The 20,938-nt window shown below is 60.3% G+C and carries 16 protein-coding genes; 14 read left to right on the top strand and 2 right to left on the bottom strand.

What is annotated here, in order from left to right; translation table 11 throughout:
- From UCMB321_RS30995 to UCMB321_RS05290, 12 genes are all read left to right on the top strand, one after another.
- Positions 1-984, top strand: a 984-nt coding sequence (locus UCMB321_RS30995; protein WP_040064410.1) for a phage tail protein, incomplete at its 5' end; no start/stop codon positions are given.
- Positions 974-2,260, top strand: a complete 1,287-nt coding sequence (locus tag UCMB321_RS05240) for a DNA circularization protein (protein ID WP_040064411.1) — start codon at positions 974-976, stop codon at positions 2,258-2,260. The genes UCMB321_RS30995 and UCMB321_RS05240, both read left to right, overlap by 11 nt.
- Before the next feature lie 3 nt (positions 2,261-2,263).
- A complete protein-coding gene (locus UCMB321_RS05245) occupies positions 2,264-3,310 on the top strand; it encodes a phage baseplate assembly protein (protein ID WP_040064413.1) in 1,047 nt (348 codons plus the stop codon).
- A gap of 27 nt (positions 3,311-3,337) precedes the next feature.
- Positions 3,338-3,847, top strand: a complete 510-nt coding sequence (locus UCMB321_RS05250) for a phage baseplate assembly protein V (RefSeq protein ID WP_040064414.1) — start codon at positions 3,338-3,340, stop codon at positions 3,845-3,847.
- Entirely contained in the window at positions 3,847-4,245 is a 399-nt protein-coding gene (locus UCMB321_RS05255; protein ID WP_040064416.1) for a phage GP46 family protein, read from the top strand. Before UCMB321_RS05250 ends, UCMB321_RS05255 begins: the two co-directional genes overlap by 1 nt.
- Positions 4,235-5,275 carry a baseplate J/gp47 family protein gene (locus UCMB321_RS05260; RefSeq protein ID WP_040064420.1) on the top strand — a complete coding sequence of 347 codons (1,041 nt, stop codon included), beginning with the start codon at positions 4,235-4,237 and terminating at the stop codon, positions 5,273-5,275. The genes UCMB321_RS05255 and UCMB321_RS05260 overlap by 11 nt, the downstream gene beginning before the upstream one ends.
- Positions 5,263-5,862: a YmfQ family protein gene (locus tag UCMB321_RS05265; RefSeq protein ID WP_040064422.1), complete on the top strand. Its 600-nt coding sequence runs from the start codon at positions 5,263-5,265 to the stop codon at positions 5,860-5,862. Before UCMB321_RS05260 ends, UCMB321_RS05265 begins: the two co-directional genes overlap by 13 nt.
- Positions 5,863-5,873: 11 nt before the next feature.
- Positions 5,874-7,169, top strand: a complete 1,296-nt coding sequence (locus UCMB321_RS31315) for a hypothetical protein (protein WP_040064424.1) — start codon at positions 5,874-5,876, stop codon at positions 7,167-7,169.
- Between the two features lie 12 nt (positions 7,170-7,181).
- Positions 7,182-7,556 carry a phage tail assembly chaperone gene (locus UCMB321_RS05275; RefSeq protein ID WP_245220721.1) on the top strand — a complete coding sequence of 125 codons (375 nt, stop codon included), beginning with the start codon at positions 7,182-7,184 and terminating at the stop codon, positions 7,554-7,556.
- 54 nt (positions 7,557-7,610) lie between these two features.
- On the top strand, positions 7,611-8,240 hold the full coding sequence (locus UCMB321_RS05280) for a glycoside hydrolase family 19 protein (protein ID WP_040064430.1): 630 nt from the start codon (positions 7,611-7,613) through the stop codon (positions 8,238-8,240).
- Positions 8,222-8,758 (top strand): lysis system spanin subunit, encoded by a 537-nt coding sequence (locus UCMB321_RS05285; protein ID WP_040064432.1) that lies wholly within the window; start codon positions 8,222-8,224, stop codon positions 8,756-8,758. The genes UCMB321_RS05280 and UCMB321_RS05285 overlap by 19 nt, the downstream gene beginning before the upstream one ends.
- Before the next feature lie 391 nt (positions 8,759-9,149).
- Positions 9,150-10,121 (top strand): IS110 family RNA-guided transposase, encoded by a 972-nt coding sequence (locus tag UCMB321_RS05290; protein ID WP_040063012.1) that lies wholly within the window; start codon positions 9,150-9,152, stop codon positions 10,119-10,121.
- Between the two features lie 44 nt (positions 10,122-10,165).
- Here UCMB321_RS05290 and UCMB321_RS05295 read toward each other — a convergent pair whose 3' ends face one another.
- The gene (locus tag UCMB321_RS05295) at positions 10,166-10,990 is read right to left on the bottom strand and encodes an SDR family oxidoreductase (RefSeq protein WP_040064435.1); all 825 of its coding nucleotides are present in this window, start codon (positions 10,988-10,990) and stop codon (positions 10,166-10,168) included.
- A 9-nt stretch (positions 10,991-10,999) separates the two neighbouring features.
- Positions 11,000-11,401, bottom strand: coding sequence for a thioredoxin domain-containing protein (locus tag UCMB321_RS05300; protein ID WP_040064437.1), 402 nt, complete (start codon positions 11,399-11,401; stop codon positions 11,000-11,002).
- Between the two features lie 380 nt (positions 11,402-11,781).
- On the opposite strand from UCMB321_RS05300, the gene UCMB321_RS05305 reads away from it, so the two are divergent.
- On the top strand, positions 11,782-17,331 hold the full coding sequence (locus tag UCMB321_RS05305; protein WP_167337418.1) for a SpvB/TcaC N-terminal domain-containing protein: 5,550 nt from the start codon (positions 11,782-11,784) through the stop codon (positions 17,329-17,331).
- Positions 17,332-17,421: 90 nt separating this feature from the next.
- Entirely contained in the window at positions 17,422-20,928 is a 3,507-nt protein-coding gene (locus UCMB321_RS05310; RefSeq protein ID WP_040064438.1) for a Tc toxin subunit A, read from the top strand.
- Positions 20,929-20,938: the final 10 nt, after the last annotated feature.

Here is a 20,938-nt window from a genome sequence, read left to right on the forward strand (position 1 = left end):
CCGGTAGTGGACTTTTTCAAGGCGCTGTTCGACTGGTCGCCGCTGGGGCTGATCATCAATAACTGGGGGACGATCGGCGCATTTTTCGAGGGGCTCTGGGACACGCTCAAAGCGGCGACCGCACCGGTAGTGGACTTTCTCAAGGCGGTCTTCGATTGGTCACCGCTAGGGCTGATCATCAATAACTGGGGAGCGATCAGCGCATTTTTCGAGGGGCTCTGGGACACGCTCAAAGCGACGGCCGCACCGGTAGTGGACTTTTTCAAGGTGCTGTTCGACTGGTCGCCGCTGGGGCTGATCATCAATAACTGGAGCGCTATCGGCGCTTACTTCGACACGATCTGGGCAGCCCTGCAAGACCCCGCACAGTTGCTCAAGGACTTCTTCCAAAGGTTGTTCGAGTGGTCTCCGGTCGAGCAGATCGTTGCCAACTGGCAGCCCATCAGCGAAGTCTTTTCTGCCTTGTGGGATGTATTGCGAAGCCTGGCGACACCAGTCATGGACTTTTTCCAGACGATGTTCGACTGGTCGCCGCTGGGGATGATCATCAAGAACTGGGACCCGATTGTCACCTGGTTCGCTGGCTGGTGGAGCAAGTTGCAAACCCTTATCGCGCCGATCAAGGAATTGTTCAGTGGCGGTTTCGGTAACTTTGTCGCCCAGGTCACCGGCAAGGTCGATGGACTGGCGCAGCAACAAGAGGCCACGAATGCCAAGGCGGCCAATGGCGGTGGTTCTTCTTTCTGGAACTGGGGGGACTCCTCGACCAGTACGGACTCCGGTCTGACGAGCAACGCCAACGCCCTGGTCCAGCAAACCGCCGCCAACAACCGCACGCAACTCGAAGGTGGCTTGGTCGTGAGCTTCAAGGATGCACCGCCGGGTCTGCGCGTCGAGCAATCCCAAACCAACCAACCGGGCCTGGACCTGACGCCTCGCGTCGGTTATCGCTCGCTTTCTCTCGGAGGTGCTTATGGCGACTAACTGGCGTGATCGTTTGTTGCCGGCGTCGTTTCGCGGCGTGCCGTTCTGGGTCGACCAGGCGAAAACCCCGGTCGGCCAGAAAGGCCAGTTGCATGAATACCCCCAGCGCGACCAACCGTTCTTCGAAGGCCTCGGCCAGCAGGCGAAGATCCATGATCTGATGGCATTTATTGTCGGCGCCGATTGTCTTGAACAGCGTGACGAACTGCTCAAGGCGCTGGAGGAGGGCAGTGGCGAACTGGTCCACCCGTGGCTAGGACGGATGCAGGTCAAGGTCGGTGCCTGCGACATGACCCAGACCCGCAAGGACGGCGGGCTGGTGACCTTCAACTTGAAGTTCTACCCGGACGAACCGCTGCAGTTCCCCAAGGCCGTCGTCAACACCCAGGAGCAATTGCAGGTGGCGTCGGACAACTTGCTCGATTCTTCGGTGGCGCGTTTCGATGGGGCGATGTCGCAGATCAACCAGGCGCGGATCGGCCTGGAAAACCTGCGCAAGGGGATTACCTTGGCGTATCACGTGATCGAACAGGAGTTGCAGCCGTTAATCGAGACGTACGCGAACGTTTACGCCCTGGTTCGCACGATCAAGGAGTTCCCCAAGCAAGTGAGTGCCGCGGTCAAAGGCGTGCTGGGCGAGTTCAAGGGATTGGTGGGCGAAGTCAAGAGCGTTGTGGGCGAAGTTCGGGGCTTGAAAGACTTTGCCGTCCAGGGCTATCACGGAATGCTGGCCGACCTCTCGAAACAGGTCGAGGACGCCAAGTCCCTCGACACGTCAAAACTGACCATTGGCAAGGACTCCGCCGCGGCCTCACAGGCCACGGTGAACCTGATCCAGGATGCCTTGCTGGTCCAGATCTCCCAGCTTGTGTCAATGATACCGGTGGCGACGCCAGCGGTGAAACTGACGACCACACCGTCACTGGCCCAACAAGCCCAGCAGCCGGTGCAACGGGCCGATGTGCCGGTGGTCGACGATGTGCTGGCGCTGCGTGACAACCTCAACGAGGTGATCTGGCAGGCGGCGCTCAAGGCTGATGCGCTGCATTACCAGGCGCTCAGTACCGTTCGTCAGGCGCTAACGCAGCATCTCAACGCGGTGGCCTCCACCGGGGTGCGGCTGATTGATCTGATTCCCAAGAGCAACCTGCCGGCACTGGTCGTGGCCTACCAGAACTTCGGTGATGCCACGCGGGTAGGGGAAGTGGTGCAGCGCAACCGGATTTCGCACCCCGGTTTCATACCGCCGGCGCCGGTGCAGATATCCCGGGAGTAAGCCATGAATGACATCGACAATGCCGTCGTCCTGCTGGTTGACGGCCTGAGTTATGAGGGCTGGAAGACTATCGAGATCAGTGCCGATCTCGAGCGTCAGTTCCGCACCTTCAAGCTCGGTATCACCTGGAAATGGCCGGGGCAGACCCTGGCCGTGCCGATCAAGGCCGGCGCTCGTTGTTCGGTCTTGATCGGCTGCGACCAGGTCCTGACCGGTTACGTGTACAAGGCGCCTATCAGCTATGACGGCAATCAGATCAGCCTGACCGTCGAGGGCAGTTCGCTGACCCGGGACCTGGTGGATTGTGCGGCCGTCAACCAGCCGGGCCAATGGCGAGAACAGAGCCTGCTGAAGATCGTCGAGGCGCTGGCCAAGCCCTACCAGGTCAACGTGCGTAGCGAGATCCCGGAAACCACCAAACTGCAAACCCACAGCATCGTGCCGGGTGAGACGGTGTTCAAGTCCATCGATCGGTTGCTGACGTTGTATCGGGTGTTCTCCACCGATGATGCGGCCGGCAACCTGGTACTCGCCAAGCCCGGAAGCGCAGGGCGGGCCACTGATGTGCTGGAACTGGGCAAGAACATTCTTTCGGCCAATACGGCGAGGGACTACAGCAAGGTGTTCTCCGAGTACCGGGTGATTGGCCAGCACAAGGGTAGCGACCAGAAAAGTGGCAGCGCTGTGAGCGAAGTGTCCGGGGTATCCAGCGAGACCAATCCGGATCGCAAGCGCGTCACGGTGATCAGCCTGAGCGCGCAGATCACTCCGGAGCTGGCCCAGCAACGGGCTGACTGGGAGCGGGCGACGCGCAGCGCCAGGGCCCTGACGACCACCTACACCGTGCAGGGCTGGCGACAGTCCAACGGTGACCTGTGGCGACACAACCTGACCGTGCGGGTGAAGGATCCGGTGCTGGACGTGGACCAGGACATGCTCATCTCCAAGGTGACCTGGTCGTTATCCGACAAGGGTTCGATCACCACCCTGGAAGTGGCGCCACCGACAGTCTTCGATGCGACCCCAGCGCCTGCAAAGGCTACGAAGTAATCACCCCCGCTTGCCCAAGGAATCCCCATGAGCCTACTGACACGCCTGCTGGCGCGCGGCACTGTCGTGCTCGCCAACTCGGCCAACAAACTGCAATCGCTGCAAATGCGCCTGACCGCCGGAGAAGTGAACGACGACATGGAGCACTTCGAGCCCTACGGCTTCACCAGCAACCCGTTGGCCGGCGCCGAAGGCATCGCCACTTTTCTCGGCGGCGACCGTTCCCACGCTATCGTCCTGGTGGTCGCCGACCGTCGCTACCGCTTGCAGAACCTCGCCCCCGGCGAAATCGCCCTCTACACCGACGAAGGCGACAAGATCCACTTCAAGCGTGGCCGGATCATCGATATCGAAACCGGCACCCTGAACATCCGCGCCAGCAGCGCGGTGAACATCGACAGCCCGACCCTGACCCAGACCGGCAAGATCGTCTCCCAGGGCGACCAGATAGCTGGCGGCATCAGCCAGATGAAGCATGTACACGGCGGCATCCAGCCGGGCAACGGCCAGACCGGCGCGCCGACGGGAGGTGCCTGATGTTCGTGTCCAACGACCTCAAGACGGCGCTGACTCGCTCGGTTCTGATCAGCCTGTTTACCTGGCGTCGCGCCAACGCCGATGACCGCCTCGATGACGATGAGCGTTTTGGCTGGTGGGGCGATAGTTTTCCCTCGGTGACCGACGACCGTATCGGCTCGCGGTTGTGGCTGTTGCGGCGGGTCAAGCTCACCGCGCAGACCCAGCTCGACGCCGAGTTCTATGCCCGCGAAGCCTTGCAATGGCTGCTCGACGACGGCCATTGCAGCGCCATCGAGATTCAAACCGAACGGCTCGACGCCCAGCGACTGAACCTGCGCACGGTTCTGACCCTGGCCAGTGGCGAGCGCCTGGATATCAACCCGAACCACAGTTGGCAGGTGACTTATGCCGTTTGAAACTCCTTCGCTGCCGGTGCTGATCAATCGCACCCAAGGCGACCTGGCCGGCGATGCGCTGCGCCAGTCCGATGCACAGGTCCTGGCCCGCACCCTGGGCGGTACGGCCTTCGGCCTCTACGGTTACCTCGACTGGATCGCCGAGCAGATCCTCCCCGACACCGCCGATGAAACCACCCTGGAGCGCATTGCCGCGTTGCGCCTGCATCAACCCCGCAAGGCGGCGCAGGCGGCTAGCGGCAGCGTCAGTTATACCGCTGCGGCGGGGGCGCTGCTCGATGCCGGTACCCTGCTGCAGACCAGTGACGGGCGCAGCTACACCGTGACGCTTGGTGGTGCTACCAACAGCGGGACGAATACTGCGCAGATCCAGGCGCTGGATGCCGGCAGCCTGGGCAACGCCGATGCCGGTTTGACCCTGTTTCCGGTACAGCCGGTGCAGGGGATCGGCAATACCTTCACGGTGCTGGATCCAGGCTTGAGCGGTGGCGTCGCGGCAGAAAGCGTCGAATCGCTGCGGGCTCGGGTGATTCGTTCCTATCGCATTATTCCGAATGGCGGTTCGGCAGCCGACTACGAAACCTGGGCACTGGAGTGTTCGGGGATTACCCGGGCCTGGTGTCGTGGCAGTTACCTGGGCCCGGGTACCGTCGGCTTGTTCGTGATGCGCGACGACGATCCGGTGCCGCTGCCCGATGCCGGGCAACTGGCGTTGGTCCAGGCCTATATCGACCCGTTACGCCCGGTGACCGCCGAGTTGCATGTACTGGCGCCGGTGTTGGTCCCGGTGACCTACACCTTGCGCCTGATCCCGGACACCACTGCCACCCGAGCAGCCGTGGAGGCCGAGTTGCGGGACCTGCATGATCGCGAGGGCGGCCTGGGTGAAACGCTGTTGCTGACCCATATCGCCGAGTCCATCAGCAGTGCCAGCGGTGAGCAGGATCATCTGCTGGTCTCGCCATCCGCCGATGTGCCGGCAGCCACCAATCAGTTGCTGACCTTCGGAGGTTGCGTATGGCTGGAGTAAGAACCGCCGCGCAATACCAGGAGCAGTTGCGCAGCCTGATGCCGGCGGGCCCGGCCTGGGACCCGGAGCAGGTGCCGGAAATCCAGCAGGTGCTGTTGGGGATCGCCCAGGAACTGGCACGGATCGATGCCCGGGCGGTGGATCTGATCAACGAAGTGGACCCGGTAACGGTCAGTGAGCTGGTGCCGGACTGGGAGCGGGTGATGAACCTGCCCGACCCGTGCCTGGGCCCCAGTCCATTGTTCGACGATCGCCGCTTGGCGGTGCGTCGGCGGTTGCTGGCGGTGGGCGACCAGAGTATCGGCTACTTCCTTGATATCGCTCGCAGCCAAGGTTATCCAAATGCCAGCGTGACAGAACTGCAGGCCCCGCGTATGGGCTGGGCACGGTTCGGCAAGGCGCGTTTCGGTACTTGGCAGGCGCAGTTCATGTGGACGCTCAACACCGGTGGCCGACTGCTCATGGGCCGGCGTTTCGGCGCGAGCTATTGGGGAGAGCGTTTCGGCGCCAACCCCGGCAGTGCCTTGGAATGCCTGATACATCGCAGTGCACCGGCCCACACGCTCGTGCACATCAATTATGACTAGAGGATAGAAACGTGGATTATCCAAAGAGTGTGCCCAGCGTTGGGCTGGTGAACGGACAGTTTGTCGATGAGAACCCGGTGAATGGAACACCGGGGTCGTTGATTCCGGCTGAGTGGGGCAATTCGGTTACCGATGAGGTTTTGAATGTCATCAAGGCCGCCAATATCGTTCCTGATGAAAGCCGGAGTGATCAACTCAAGCAGGCGATCATCTCCATTTCGAGGGTTGTAGGAGCGGTGGCGAATACCTATAACTCGGTCAACGTTGATCAATATGGACGTGTCGTCAATGGCTCGTTGATCGTTCCCTTTCAAGATATCCAACCGTTTCCTGTACAGGTTTATCGGAAAAACAGGATTATTAACGGGAGTTTTGATATCTGGCAGCGTGGTGAATCGGGCCTTGTATCGGGCACCAGCAGTGTCGCTAGTGGATTCGGACCGGATCGCTGGCAAGTTTTTGTACCGCAAGGTATATCGTCGCAGTGGTCAAAGGTAACCTTTGCACCGGGCGCCAGCCCTAATGAGTCCAGGATGGCCCTCAGTGTTACCCACACCGGCGCTGTAGCGGGTGCGAATATACGTCAGCGAATTGAGAATGTCGAAACCGGAGCCGGTAAGACGGTTACCGCATCTTTTTATGTTAAATCCTCCGTTCCGCAAACGTTGACAGTTGCATTGCGCCAGAACTTCGGGGCTAGCACTGGAGGGAGCGCGGATGTTGATACGCAGACAAATATTAATGTTGGAAGTACTTATCAAAAAATCTCCGTGACTTTGACCTTGCCGTCTATTCTTGGGAAAACCAAAGGGACGGCCGGGAACGACTGTCTGGAATTTATTTTGATCAGTAGCGCTGCGATGACTCATACGATCGAGTTGGCGGCGGTACAGCTTGAAATCGGCTCGGTAGCGACAGAGTATGAATATAAATCTGTTGTCAGGGAACTTGAGGACTGTCAGCGTTATTTTGAGAAAACATTGGACGTTTCCGTGGCGCCTGCCGATGGGGCGGGTGCCAATGGGATGCTTTCGAGTTTGGTGTATGGCGGTCAAACGGGGCCGTTTTCCCAACCTTCGGTAAACTGGCGGTTTAAGGTTGAAAAGCGTATAAACCCAAGCGTTAAACTTTATACCCCTTATGGAAATGGCCCTGTCGGGCAGTGGCGTAGTGGGGACAATGCCACTTCAACAGCTAATGCCGGTGTAAACTACATCGGTACGGGTGGTTGCGTTATATATAATAATGATGTCGGGGTCCGGTCTCAGGCATATTATATTCATGCATCGGCCGATGCGGAGCTATAAGGAGGAGCTATGATGTATAAGTTGACGAATAATGCAGAGGTTGTCATTCGTGTTGATGACGGCGCTATTGTTCCTCGGGGGCATAGGTTTTGGGATGACTATGAGGCGTGGCTACTTTCCGGCGGCACTCCAATGCCGGCTGATACCATGTCTCTTGAGTCGACAGAAAGAGCTTGGCGGGATGCTGAGATTCTCAGGGTCAAGTGGTTGGGAGAGCGTCATCAGGACGAAATACTCTTGAAAGGAAAAACTACACTTTTCGATTCGGAGTTTACCGAGCTTTTGACTTACCTCCAGGCCCTGAGGAACTGGCCGCAATCTACCGGTTTTCCGGTGAGGGATAATCGGCCTTTGGCACCTGTCTGGGTTTCTAAGTATGGCGTGTAGCGTGCAGAGAGCTCCAGCCTCAATCGAGTCGGTTCGTGTAAAAGGGTGGTATCCATGGCAATAACACTTTCTCAGCTCTTGACGATCATGCCCAACGCCCGCGCCCAAGCGGGCGTTTTTGTTCCTGCGCTCAACACAGCGATGAATGATTACCAGATCGTCACCGCACAGCGCGTTGCTGCGTTCCTGGCGCAAGCCGGTCACGAGTCAGGCCAACTGCAGTCGGTGGTCGAGAACCTGAACTATGGCGCGCAGGCCCTGGTCGCCACCTGGCCCAGCCGGTTTACTCCGGACCTGGCCGCGCAGGTCGCCCGGCAGCCGGAGCAGATCGCGAACATCGTCTACGCATCGCGTATGGGGAACGGCGATGAATCGTCTGGCGACGGCTGGAACTATCGCGGTCGCGGGCTGATCCAGATCACCGGTCGCGACAACTATCTCCAATGCAGCCTCGGGCTGTTTGGCGACGAACGCTTGTTGCAGCAACCGGAGCTGCTGGAACAACCGCAATGGGCTGCCGAGTCGGCAGCCTGGTTCTGGGAGCAGCAAGGGTTGAACGAACTGGCCGATGCCGACCAGTTCAACAGCATCACCCGCAAGATCAACGGCGGCCTGAACGGCCTCGAGGATCGACTGCAACTCTGGGCACGGGCGAGGGCGGTGCTATGCGCCTCCTCGACCTGATCCCGGCGCCTTGGCGCCTGGGTGTTGTCGTCGCACTGCTGGCCTTGTTGGCCGGTGGTGCGGCGACGATCGCCTGGCATATCCAGGACTGGCGTTACGGTCTGCAGCTGGAGCATCAAGCCCGGTTGCAGGCCGACACGCTCAACCAACTTTCCCTCGCCGCGGCCGCGCAACAGCGGGCCGAGCAGGACCAACGCCTGGCCCTGGAGCAACGGCTCCAGAGCAGCGACCAAACCCATTCAAAGGAGCTGAACGATGTCCAACAGGATCAGGCTCGCCTGCGCGATCGCCTTGCCACTGCTGATCTGCGGCTGTCAGTCCTCCTCGACGGCAACGATCCCGCCAGTGGTTGCAACGTGCCAGCCACCGCCGCCGCCAGCGGTGTGGTTCATGCAGCCACAAGAGCCCGACTTGACCCGGCGCATGCTCAACGAATTATCGCCATCACCGACGACGGCGACCGCGCCCTGATCGCCTTGAAAGCTTGTCAGGCGTATGCCGGGGCGGTCTCTCACTGACATCCGGATGCAATATCGTGTCTTGAAAGCGCGATCCGCTCGTGTAGGGTGTTCATTTTGCACAATCGGCCCCGGGTGTGCGGAACCTGTAGGAGCCGGCTTGCTGGCGATGACGGCGGTGAATTCACCATCGTTATCGCTGGCAAGCCAGCTCCTTGTATCTCGACTAACGCCTCGTCAGAGGCGATAGTTCTCGACTGATCATCGAGGGAAGACCGAGAAGCCGTCCAGCTCCTAGGGCCTCGAGCCCGCATTATAGATACGTGCTCCGGCCTTCCACACTCACTCAGCAAGTTCGAACGGTATCTAGTGGCCCGCTTCGGCGTGAGCACGTATTGGCAAGGCAGAACCGAGTGCAGTGGTGATCTTTTCGGATTTCAGGGAGAAGACCATGTCCGCTTTCGTGGGTATCGACACAGCCAAAAACACCTTCGACATCGCTACGCCGTTGGACAACGGCAAGTTCCGTACGAAGGCCAAGCTGCCCAATAACGCTTCAGGCTTCAGCGAGGTCGAGGCCTGGCTGGAGAAACATGCCGATCCGCAAGCCTGGGTCGTCATGGAGGCTACCGGCACCTATCACGAGGCTCTCGCAGACTTCCTGCATGCAAAAGGTTATCGAGTTTGCATCGTTAACCCTGCCGTCATTCATGCGTTCGGCAAGGAGGATTTGCGTCGGGTCAAAACCGACAAAGCCGATGCCAAACTGATCGCCGCCTATGCCCAGCAGAAGCAGCACAAACTCAGAGCCTGGGTACCAGAACTGCCTGCTCGCCGTCGTTTAAGGGCTTTAGTCCGGCGACTGGAGGATCTCCAGGAAATCCTGCAAATGGAGACCAACCGCCTGGACGTCGCCCAAGCCAACGTCCAAGCCTCGATCCTGTCCGTGATCAATCACGTGAAAAGTGAGATTGCCGCGACTCAGAAGGCCATCAAAGACAACATTGATGACGATCCTGACCTACGTCAGAAGCGTGATTTGATCGTGTCCATCGACGGGTTGGGTGAAACGAGCGCCGCCTTGATCCTCGCCGAACTGGGCGACCCTCTGGACTACAGTGGCCCTCGCGCTGTTGTGGCATTTGCAGGCCTGAATCCATTGATAGACCAATCAGGTAACTACGTTGGTCCGACGCCGATATCCAAGACCGGCTCGGCCAGCCTACGGACCGGAATGTACATGCCTGCGATGGTGGCGATGAGATGGAACCCGGCGGTCAGGGCACTGAGCGAGCGCCTGAAAGCCAAAGGAAAGGCCCCTAAACAGATCATCTGTGCAGCAATGCGCAAGCTGTTACATCTGGTCTACGGAGTGCTCAAATCAGGCATACCGTTTGACCCAAACATCGCGCTTGCGCGATGAGGGTCAAGACGGTATCTACAGTAACCGTGTATGCCGCCCGGTCGCTACAGGCGAGCGCTCAAACCGAAGCGCTTCATCAGGAGCTTTTCCAGCAGGCCCTTGGGCAGCCAGCCTGCCATCAAAGGCAATAGCCGAGAGCCATTGCCCAGGCGTAACAGACGCGGAGGCCGGGCCTGCCGAGTCGCCTTGAGCAAGTCGCTGGCAAAGCGGGCGGCGGAGGTCGGATGGTTCTGCGAGGCATTGGCCCGCGCCCGAATCCCTTCGCGCAGCGGCCACCAGGGCGATTGTTCGCCAATCAGCTGTTCGGCTTCATGCCCGGCGTTTTTCGCGAAGCTGGTGTCTATCGCCCCGGGCTGCACTTCCATCACCCGGATGCCCAACGGCGCCAATTCCATGCGCAGGGCATCGCTCAAGGCATGCACCGCTGCCTTGGAGGCGCAATAAGCCCCGGCGAACGGCGTGACCAGCACCCCGGACACACTGCCGATATTCACCACCAGGCCTTGGCTGCGACGCAACAGTGGCAGCATCGCCCGGGTTACCCCGACGAGGGCGAACACATTGGTTTCGAATTGCCGGCGCATGGCCTCGACGCCGCCGTCGAGCAGCGGACCCATGGCGCCGTAGCCGGCGTTGTTGATCAGCACATCGAGACCGCCGCAGTGCATGTTGAGGCGTTCGCCCAGGACCTGGAGGGCTTCGCCATCATTGACGTCCAGTTGCACGGCGGTGAACCCGGCCGTAGCCAGCGCCGCCACATCCTCGGTCCTGCGCGCCGAGGCCCAGACCTCGTAACCCGCTTGTTTGAACACATCCGCCAACGCGCGGCCGATGCCGCTGGAACATCCGGTGATCAGGGCAACGGGCATGGCACATCCTTAAGGTGTCTGAGAGTCGAAGACCTCCGAGAATACCCCGTTCGAGACAAAAAGGAGCGTATCGAGGCCCTGTTTCAACTCGTCCTTCTGTGTGCCGTACATGTGGGTCTGGGGACCATGGGCATCGAGGAAAAACAACGCAGGGACGCCTTCGATCCTGATCTCCGGCTGGAACAGTTTGAAGATCGGATAGCTGATCTGATAGAAGGCCACCCGATCCCGGTAAGGTCCCGCGGCCAGGGCGCCGAGCAGCGGCTTGAGCTTCTCGCAGGGTGGGCAGTCGCGTTTGTAGACCAGCACCACGGTAGGCCGTGGACGGATCAAGGGCACCTCCAGGCTGCCCAATTCCGCCCTGAACGCTTGTCGAGTCTTTATTTCGATGACTGTATTCGTCCCTTTCATGCTCGATATCCTGCCGCCCGGTTTCAGTGTCCGGGTATTCAACGGCAAATGTGATCCAATGTAACCTGTCAGAAATAACGGGTGTCAAAGTGATATCACTTTCTTGGCTGGGCGACTTGAATAGATATTTTTACGTAAATTCAATGGATTACTGACGCTAAGCGAGGTGCGAGGGTGCAAGAGGCAGGTCGCTTTTCGCTGGGTCTTGGTCGGAAATAGTTAGTTACATGTTCGGGCTGTTGCCCTGGGGCCGCCGGGATATGCCCCATTTGGTTTTTGCTTATTTCGTTAATCACTAAAAAACTGTCATTTCTGACAGTAGCTGCCTCCCCCGGGTTGCGCCCACATTAGCTCCCAGCGTATCCGCTCGGAGTCAGGCGATGGACCAACAGGACAGTTTCAGCATCACGCCGCCGTCGTTGCCCAAGGGCGGTGGTGCCATCCAGAGCATCGGCAAAGGTTGGGGCGAGGTCGGCTCCACCGGCAAGGCCTCCTTTGACCTGCCGTTACCGATTTCTCCCGGACGCGGTTTCGCCCCGGCGCTGGCCCTCACTTATGGCAGCAGCGTCGGCAACAGCCTGTTCGGGATCGGCTGGGTGCTGTCGCTGGGCTGTGTGGCGCGGCGCACCAGCAAGGGCGTGCCGGATTACACCGATGACGATGTCATGCTCGGCCCCGACGGCACGGTGTGGATGGCGGAGCATGATGCCGACGGGGCGATCATCCGTACTCCGGTAAGCCGCTATCGAGGCCTGGAACTGGGCATCGACTATCAGGTAGCCCGTTACTTTCCTCGGATCGAAGGGGCGTTCGAACGGATCGAGCACTGGCGCTCGGCGGACGACTATCCGGGGTTCTGGCTGATTCACGGCGCCGACGGCAGCCTGCATCTGTACGGCTTCAACAGCTCGTCGCGCAGTACCGACCTGGAAGATCACCTGCGCGTCGGCGAGTGGTTGCTGGAAGAAAGCCTCAACGCCCACGGCGAACATATCCTCTACGAGTACGCCGGCGAAGACCATGCCGGGATGCCCCCGGATACGCCGCGCGACTTTCGCGCCCAGTGTTACCTGAGCCGCGTGCGTTATGGCAATGCCGAGGCGAACGCGCACCTCTATCACTGGGTGCCGGGACAGTTGGAGCGGACAGAGTGGCACTTCGATCTGATCTTCGACTACGGCGAGCGCGACACCGGGGTCGAGGACATTCCCGCCTACGAGCCGACGGGCGAGTGGCCGGTGCGCAGCGACCCTTTCGCGACCTACGGCTATGGCTTCCTGCTGGGCAACCTGCGGCTGTGCCAGCAGGTGCTGATGTTCCACCAGTTCGCCGAGCTGGGCAGCGAACCGGTGCTGGTGCAGCGCTTGCTGTTCAAATACCAGACCACCGAGCTGGGCTACAACCTGCTGTCCGCCGCGTACCAGCAAGGCTATGACGAGCAGGGGCGAACCGAGGCGCGCCCGCCCGTTGAGTTCACCTACTCGGCGTTTGAACCCGAGGACAGCGAGTACCAGGAATTCGACGCCATGCCCGGCCTGAACGACGGCCAGCAGTACCAACTGGTCGACCTGTACGGCGAGGGCATTCCGGGTGTGCTCTATCGCAGCGACAAGGCCTGGTACTACCGCGAGCCGCTACGGGCGCAGCCGGCGGAAACGCCCGACGAGGTGGTCTACGATTCGTGGCAACGACTGGACGCCATCCCGGTGATGGACAGCCGCAAACCGGTGCGCCAGTCGCTGATGGACCTCACCGGCGATGGCCGCCTGGACTGGGTGATGGCGCAACCCGGCGTCAGCGGTTTTTTCACCCTCAACCCGGATCGCAGCTGGTCGAAGTTCGTCACCTTTGACGCCTTTCCCGTGGAGTTCTTCCACCCGCAGAGCCAACTGGCCGACCTGATGGGCGGCGGCTTGTCCGACCTGGCGCTGATCGGTCCGCGTAGCGTGCGCTTGTATGCCAACCGTCGGCGAGAGGGGTTTGCACCGGGCAAGGACGTGGCGCATTTCACCGAAACCGCCCCCGACGATCGCCTCCCGCTGCTGAGCCAGGCGCCAACCGAACTGGTGGCGTTCAGCGATGTATTGGGCAGCGGCCAGCAGCACCTGGTGCGCATTCGCCATAACGAAATCGTCTGTTGGCCCAACCTCGGTCATGGCCGTTTCGACCCGGGCTTTCGCCTGGGCACCTTGTCCTATACCTACGAGTCCTTCGACGCCTCGCGGATCCTGCTGGCCGACCTCGACGGCTCCGGCGCGGCGGACCTGATCTACCTCACCAGCGAGCATGCCGAGATATTCATGAACCGCACCGGCATGGGCTTTGAAAGCACGCCACTGATCCAGCCCTGGCCGCCGGGCGTGCGTTATGACCGGCTGTGCCAGGTCAGCACCGCCGACCTGCAGGGGCTCGGTTGTTCCAGCCTGGTGATCACCCTCCCGCATATGAAACCCGAGCATTGGCGGGTGGATTTTGTCCAGGCCAAGCCGTACCTGCTGCACAGCACCAATAACAATATGGGCGCGGTGGGGGAGGTGATCTACCGCAGCTCGGCCCAGGAATGGCTGGATGAAAAACAGGCGCTGATGGCGGCGAATCTGAAGCCTGTCAGCTATGTGCCATTTCCGATGCCGGTGGCTGTCGAACAGATCCAGCTCGATGAAATCACCGGCAATCGACTGACCCAGCACTTCGAGTACTGCCAGGGCTTTTACGATGGCCAGGAGCGCGAGTTCCGTGGTTTTGGCCTGGTGCTGCAAACCGATAGCGAGGTCACTGGCGACGCACAGCGGCAGGTCGGTTATACCGCGCCGGTGCTGCGCAAGAGCTGGTTCCATACCGGGCGCGCGCCCGACCTGCCAGGCCTGGACTATGACCGTTCGGACAGCGCGGCCCGGCCCCTGGGCACGGCCTTGCTGCTGGAACCCAAAGGCGACTCGACCGACGACATCATCAGCGACGCCAATGACGAGACCTGGCACGACATGGCCTACGCCCTGGCCGGCATGCCGCTGCGAGTCGAGGTCTTCGGTCTCGACGCCGACGAGCGGTTGCAGGCGCTGCCCTACTCGGTGCAGCAATCGCGCTATGCCGTGCGCCTGTTGCAACGGCGCGACGATTACCAGCCGTACTGCCGGATGCAGCCGCTGGAACTGGAGTCGATTGCTTATACCTACGAGCGTCAACCTGACGATCCGCTGTGCCAGCACCATATCAGCCTGGCCTGGGATCCTTATGGCGGGCTGATCCATCAGGTGACGGTCGACTATGCCCGGCGCAAGGGCGTCAGCGACGATCCGCCGTTCAGCGAAGCCCATGAACAAACCTGGTGGCGTGCCGCCCACGATGACGCTCAGCGTTTTTACTACCTGAACGAAAGCCGCGCTCAATTCATCCACCTGGATGATCCGCAAGGCTGCCGTCTGGGCTTGCCCTACCTGTCCCGTGGCAACGCAATGGTAGTGTCGAAGGCCGTGCTGGGGCCGGAGGATATTTCCCATGAGGCGATGCTCGACCGTCTCGATGCGCCGCCAACGGGTGACTTCACGCGAGTGCTGACACAGCTCTCCGTGCAGCGTTATCAGGAGGCCGGCCAGACCCTGCCGGCGGGGCGGGCCAGCTTCGAGGCACTGACTGACTTCCTTGAGTCCGCCGAACTGGATGAAGTGGCGCTGGAGGTGTACGCGTCGGTGCTCAGCCCCGAGGAACTGGCGGACAAACTGCCCGGGCTCGGTTATCGGTCCATGGATGCCATGTTGCCGACGGAACCGGGCAGGGTGCTGTGGTCGACCCGCAAGGGCTTTATGACCTACGCCGGGCTGGACGGTTTCTATCGGCTGATCAGTGCCCGGGCCACGGAAAGCCAGGGGCCAACCGACATCGGCTTCGATCCCTATTACTGCCTGCCGCTCAGTGTCACCACCGCAGACGGTTGCATCACCCGCGTGGCTGAGGCGGACTACCGGTTCCTGTTGCCGCGGCGCATCGTCGATCCGAACCAGAACATCCAGGAGGCCCGCTATGACGGTTTTGGCGAGCTGTCGGCCAGCAGCTTCCATGGCACGGAGGGGGGCAGTGCAATCGGCTTCGACCCACTGGACGAGTATCAGTCCGTTGCCCGCTTGCCCGCCGAGGCCATCGCCGACCCGGACGCGGCATTGCAAGGAGCCGCCAGTGCCTGCTTTCGCGATGCCTTCAGTTGGATGCAGCGTCGTGAGCCGGTCAACGCGGCGGTCCTGCAAGCTGACCGCTACCCGGCGCCCCCGGATAATCCCGGGCGGAAAATCCGTATCGCCGTGCAGTGCTGGGACGGTTTCGGCCGAATCTTGCAGACCAAGCAGAAAGTCGAGCCGGGGGACGCTTACCAGATAGCACCCGACGGCACCCTGGTGCTGGACAATGACCAGCCCGTCAGCGCACCGGCCGCTGAGCGCTGGCGGGTCAGCGAACGGGTCGAATACAACAACAAGGGCCTGGCGGTACGCGTCTATCGACCTTACTTCGCCGATGGTTATCGCTACATCAAGGACGAATCGTTCCGCCGCTTCGGGCATTGCGACCAGCAATTCTACGATCCACTCGGGCGTCCGACCCTGACCATCACCGCCATGGACTATTTGCGGCGCCGGCGCTACCTGGGTTGGTACGTGATCGACGAGGACGAAAACGACACATTGGGAGAGGAGGAGTCTCCAACGCTTCCTGAGGTCGCCACCTTGACCGTGAGCACTGGCGTGAAAAATGCTGATGGCTCGGATGCCCATACGGCAACCGTCACTGTCAAGAATGCCAATGACAGTCCGGTCGCGGGCATTACGGTGATCTTTTCCGATATTCCGGACGCCTCCTGTAATCCTCCCTCCGGTCACACCAATGCGCAGGGGCTGTTCGAAACCCACATCACCTCGACCGTGCCTGGCACCAGGACGGTCCGTGTCATAGCGTCGGTTGGCGTTGTGGAGGGCAACCTGCAGGCCATCGAGTTCGGTTCGGTTCAACTGGTGTTGGAGATGGCCCCTGACAATGGACTCGTCAGCGATACGGAGAAAAACAACTGGGTCTTGGCTACGGTACTTATGGCCGATGGTTCCCCGGCTCCGCAGGGCACCCGGGTAACGTTTGATGCGGTCGATGATGTTGTTTTTAACGCGACTGCTTGCCTGACTGCGGGCAGTTCCGGCCGGTGCCTTGTGATGCTAGGCAGTACCGTGGCGAAGACGTACAGCATCAGCGCCCACGTCCCGGGAGTGCTTTCAGCGGCGCAGGTCGATGCGACATTCATTCACGGACCCTACGATTTAGCTGCCTCCACCCTGGAACCGATAACAGGCGACAAGAAGGCCAATGGGGTGGATGCGCACGTCGCAACCGTGACGTTGCGTGATACCTACGGCAATCCTTATACGGCGACCACGGCCTCTTCCTACGTACTGTTTCCGGCAGTCTCCGGCGTCACCATTGACCCTACCGCTCCTGACAGATGCGAGTTTGTGCCGGGTAGCGCAACGACCAGTGCCCGTATCACGTCGGAACTCGAGGGCACCTATTCCATTACGGCGACCTCCGGAAGTGGCGCTGCCATAGGGCAGCCGCAGACGGCGAGGTTTGTCGGCGTCACCGCGGATGAAAGCCGTTCGACATTCAGTGTCAGCGAAGGTAGTCAGCCGGCCGATGGCGTGACCCCCCATACCGTCACGGCTTTTATCCGGGATGCCGACGATACCCCCTTTGCCGGCGCTACCGTGTATTTCGGAACGACGGATGCGACGTTGCTGGAGAGAACCTGCATCACCGGGCCGGATGGGACCTGTTCGGTCTATCTGGTAGCGACCACGGCAGGTACGAAAGAAGTGAGGGCCAATCTCGACCGCCGGGTTGATGGGGCGCTGGTTTACCTGAGTAACAATCCCCAGTCCGCGCAGTTTTCTTGAGTGGACCTGACCGTCAGATGTTTCGGCTGGGTAGCTGGTGTGGGTTCGATGAGGGCGAAAACGATGGGTTGTTTGATAGAGGGCTGAGTGATGAGTGAATCCAATCCGCTATTGAGTCATCTCGTTGACGCGGCGGCGACAGGTGCGCAGGGAGAGGGCGAAGAGAAAGTCGATTTCATCACGGCGATGGAGCGCCTCGATATTCAGTCGGTGTTTGATATTGTCCGGCAACCCAAGGGGCTCTTCTGTCAACGACTGGCCGAACTCAGTGATGCCGACGGCGAACTCGCCTATGACAATGCCTTGTGCTACGCCGTGCAAATTGCCCGCTTGTATCGCGAAGAACAGGTGACGGCCGACAGCCCTCGTCCCCCTGCCCAACGTTCGGGTATTCGCGCCCTGGTGGAGATCGGCCCCAGCTATCCCAACTTGTTCAGGGAGCGTTGGGACGAGTTCTGTAAGGTCGGCGCGCTGGCGGCGGTGGATTCTCCGGTGGCGTACTTGAGTACCCTCTATCGCCTGGCAACGACCCAATTGGAGGCGGAAAATACCGGAGACGCATCGAAAAAAATCCGTTTGGATATTCGGCGTCCCGATATCAAAACCTTGCTGATCGACCAGCAAGCGACCTTCAAGCCTCTGCCGATGCTGGACATTGCCAACACTGTCCTGAGTCGCGGTATTGAACGTTATCTGTCAGGCACGCCCGCCGCGGGGACTCCGCTTTACCGTTTGTTCAGCCAACGGTATTACCCGTTCAGTTTTCCGTACAGCCTTGCTCAACACCAGTGTGTGTTGGGATTGGCCGGGAAAAAATTGCTGCTGGGTGAAATCAACTATTTGATCAGTCCGCAACTACCCGTCGTAGGCGGAAATAATTACGGTCGGGGGCAGCAACACCCGACGGTTGCGCAGCAACTGTTTGCGGGGCTGAGCGTGGAGCAATACGGATTGTTGACGCGAGTTTCCCCGTTCAGCACTTATTATATTTCGCACTCTCAGCTGGTCGACGGCTGGCAGGGGCCAAGTGTTTCCAACTTGCATCTTTTTGAGTCGCGCTACACCGGCTATCTGTTACCCATACAACCGGAGGTCAAGCACGCCAATCCCGAGGCGCATGAGATTGTTACGACGGGAGGTCCCATGAGCACTCAGGTGACACTGGCTTTCAGCAAATCTGGCGCAGGTGACAAAGACATCGTGCTGAGCTTTGGCGTTCGCCGGGTTACCCAAAGCGAAAACTATGCACTCAACCGTCACTCCCCGCCTAGTGCGAATCAACCGGCATGCGCGCATATCCAATATCAGCCGGCCGACAATGCGGGCGCCGCGTTGCCAGTCAGCCCTGGCTATCAAACGACCTTCGAGATGCTCGTCGCGTTAGGTACTGATAACGGTACTCTACTCCTTGAAAAACAGCGCTTCACCCTGACACTTGACGAAGCTTACGTGCTGAACGGGGCGGAGCAGGAGTTCTTTCGCACCTACTATGGCCTGGAGGTGATGACCCTGAACACGGCGTCTCTGTCGGACCTGGACACCTTCATGGCCAGGTCCGAGTTGAATGCCGAGCAGGTTGAAGCCCTGCTTTCCCAGCGCAGTCAACGCCCTCGGCTATCGGCCAATTGTCCGTCCCTCAATCCGTCGGCAAACGGCGGGCAGTTCAAGCTACCGTATCCCCATGCCTCCCATTATGGTGCTTGTTATGTCAATGGCGTGGGCTCCGATAGGTTCGATGGGGCCTCCGCCGCCGCGCAAGACCGCGACAGGTTCGACAACTCCATGGGGCTTCAGGAAAACCGTGAGCAAGGACGCACCTACTGGTCCATCACCAAGACGTCGCTGAACCGTTTCGACCGCCTGCAGCGCATGATCCGCCTGCAACGCTGGATGAATATCCCCTTCGCCGAACTGGATACCCTGGTGGTCAGTGCCATTCGTGGTTGCGGTGAAAACAATCTGGACATGGCGCTTAACGGGGATGTCATGCGCGTGCTGGGGCTATTCCGCTACTTCAGCAGCCACTATACGGTCAGCCCCGAAGAGTTCGCGGCGTTTTTCCATCACCTGTCACCCTACTCTACCGGCGAGCGGACCCCGCTGTTCGACCAGGTATTCAACAGCCCGAGTCTGTTCGACACGCCGTTCGTCCTCGACCAGCAAACGTTCGACCTCTCCAGTGAAGCGCTTGCTGATCAGAAAACCGCCTATCAGCTCTGTGCCGGCCTGGGGGTTCAGTTCACCGAAGGTTCGCTGCTGCAATTGGCGAACATCACGATCAGATATGTCGGTCCCTTGAACCGTTCATTGGCGATCGTCTCCTCGCTTTACCGCCAAGCCCGCATCGCCCGGATGTTCGGTTTATCGATTGAGGATTACTGCGCCTTGCTGGACTTGCTGGGAGGCGCGGCCTACCAGGGGAACCTTGCCACCGGTCGGTTCCGCGTGACCGGTAGCACACCCGATATCGCCGATGTGCTGATGCACATGGACTGGGCCGTCACCTGGCTCAAGGACGGCAAACGGACGGTTGGCGAGGTGCGCCGCTTGCTGGGCCGGGATCCTTATGAGTTTCTCCCGCCACAGACGTTGCTGGAACGTTTGAATCGATTGGCGACCGAGCTGACGCCCGCACTCGTCGCGCCATCAGACTTGGAGCGGTTGAACCTCCCGACCAAAGACGACAATGGCGCGGACATCGCCTGGCGCACCCTGCTCGGCACCCGATTGCTCAGCGATCAGGGCCTGGTGATCAGTGTCTATCCCGAGTTTCTGGAGGACACGGCAGCCCAGGCGATCTATCGGACCCTGGCGCAAATACTCCAACCGCTGCACTTATCCGCCGAGGTCGAGGCCCGCGTCCAGGAGCAACTCGGCGAGTGTCTGGTCAGTGGTCACGCTCGGCAATTGCAGCTGCTTGAAGGTCTGCTGCAGGATACCTTGGGCTTGCCCAGGGCCCTGGCGGCGTGTGTTATCCAATGGTGCGGCGAGTCGACCCATGGCTTGCTGTCCCTGGTGCTGACGGCGCCAGGCCAGAACTGGCCAAGCCAAGTCCTGGACACCGCGCTGGCCGAGCGTTTTCAGGCACTGCTGCGCCATGCCGCCGCCGCGCGGTACCTGGGCATCAACGAGCGCGCGCTACAGACATTCCTCAGTGAACCGACCTGGCTGGGTCTGCCGAGCCGCTCAACAGAACTCACACTGGCCAGCCTCTATTACCTGGAGCGCTACTGCCAGTTGGTCGACATGTTGGGTAAGCCGGAAGCCGAGTGGCTGGGTTATCTGGCCCTCGCCAACTCACCTGCGCAGATCCGGGAAACCAACGCCCTCCCGGCGGCCACCAACGAATCAGTCAATACCGCGTTGGCCCGCTTGCTGAACTGGCAGCCCGGCGAAGTGAAGACCTTCTGCGACACCTTGCCCGATGGTCGTGCGACCCAGTGGGTGCAGGTGGAATGGTTGTACCGCTGCCAGCAGGTTTGTCAGGCCACGGGCCTTGGCGCCGGCTCCGTGCTGCTGTCCACGAGTTTGCTTTCCTACAGTAATACCCCCAGTTGGGTGCCTCTGGGCGAAGCCCTGATGGCCGTCAGTCGCTGATCGAAGCAAG

It is taken from the genome of Pseudomonas batumici (assembly GCF_000820515.1).
In the GTDB taxonomy this organism is placed as follows: domain Bacteria; phylum Pseudomonadota; class Gammaproteobacteria; order Pseudomonadales; family Pseudomonadaceae; genus Aquipseudomonas; species Aquipseudomonas batumici.